Source organism: Bradyrhizobium ingae (assembly GCF_055791185.1).
Genome location: NZ_JBVUBB010000098.1, coordinates 1 through 1043, shown reverse-complemented (window position 1 = coordinate 1043; position 1043 = coordinate 1). Strand labels below are relative to the sequence as shown.

Below are 1043 nucleotides of genomic sequence, written 5' to 3'. Positions count from 1 at the left end.
CCGCGGCAAACTGACTGCGGACGTTGTTGGCAGCATCCGTACCGGCCTGACTGAGCGCGGCCTGCACTGCCGGCGAACTCAAGGTGCTGTAGTTCGGGTCAACGTAGGGCGACATCCCCGACTTGTACGCGTCGAAATTGGATTGCAGCGTCCCGTTCTGCGACGTCGCGCCACCACCATTGAGCAGGTTCGTGGCGACGTTGCCGACGGCCGGTGCGTAGGGATTACCAGCCTGCCCGTTCGCGGTGAGCTGACCGATAGCGCCGGTTTGCGCCGACGTCATGCCGCTATTCGAGATCATGGGCGAGAGCTGCCCCAGGATCTGATTGAGCATCGGCTGGGCTGCGGCCCAAGGCTGAGTGGTGCTCTGTTGCGTGGAGGTCTGCGAAGAGGTTCCGCCCATCAGATAATCCTCAAAATCTTATTCACGATGATCGTCGGTTGCGTGTTGGTGTGGGCACCCCCTCCGCCGGCAGATGCGTTATTGATCGTGATTCCGGTCGTTGAAGTGCCAGTATTGTGCGAAACCTGAATGCCGCCACCTGTACCGCCCGCGTGCAGAGATCCACCATCGTCTTCGAAATACGTGTGCGAATGGCCTGGATCGGTCAGCGTGTTCGCGTGCGAGTGAGACGGGATCTGAGCCGTCGTGAGCGTCACGGTCTCAGCGCCGCCAACAGCTCCGACGTTTCCCGGGTTTCCGCCGAAATAGGCCACCGTCAAGCGGTTCGCTGAGGCGCCTCCCATCGCATCACAGCCGGCCGTCACACGACCGCGCAAATCCGGGAGGTTGAAGGTTGTCGCCCCATCTCCGACGCCGAAGGTCGTTCCGCAAAGAGCATAGAGGCTGCTATATGTGGTCCGCGAAATGGCCTGACCGTAGGCGAGCGCGAATTGACTGTTCGGCGCGGTGAGCCCGATGTAATCGAGCATGCCCCCGAGCGGCACATTGTAGGGATTGCCGTAGAAGCCTTGCAGATAGAACGCGCCGTCCGCGTTGTTATAAAGCGCGGTATAGGGGGTGCCCTGGATGAGGACGCCGG

General features: G+C 61.3%; 1 protein-coding gene and 1 pseudogene. Both read right to left on the bottom strand.

Annotated features, from left to right (window positions below):
• A pseudogene (locus ACV1FX_RS41700) lies at positions 1-403 on the bottom strand (tail fiber domain-containing protein); the annotation flags it as partial.
• The coding region (locus ACV1FX_RS41695) for a phage tail protein (RefSeq protein WP_473123279.1) at positions 403-1043 on the bottom strand (641 nt) is incomplete at its 5' end. The pseudogene ACV1FX_RS41700 and the gene ACV1FX_RS41695, both read right to left, overlap by 1 nt.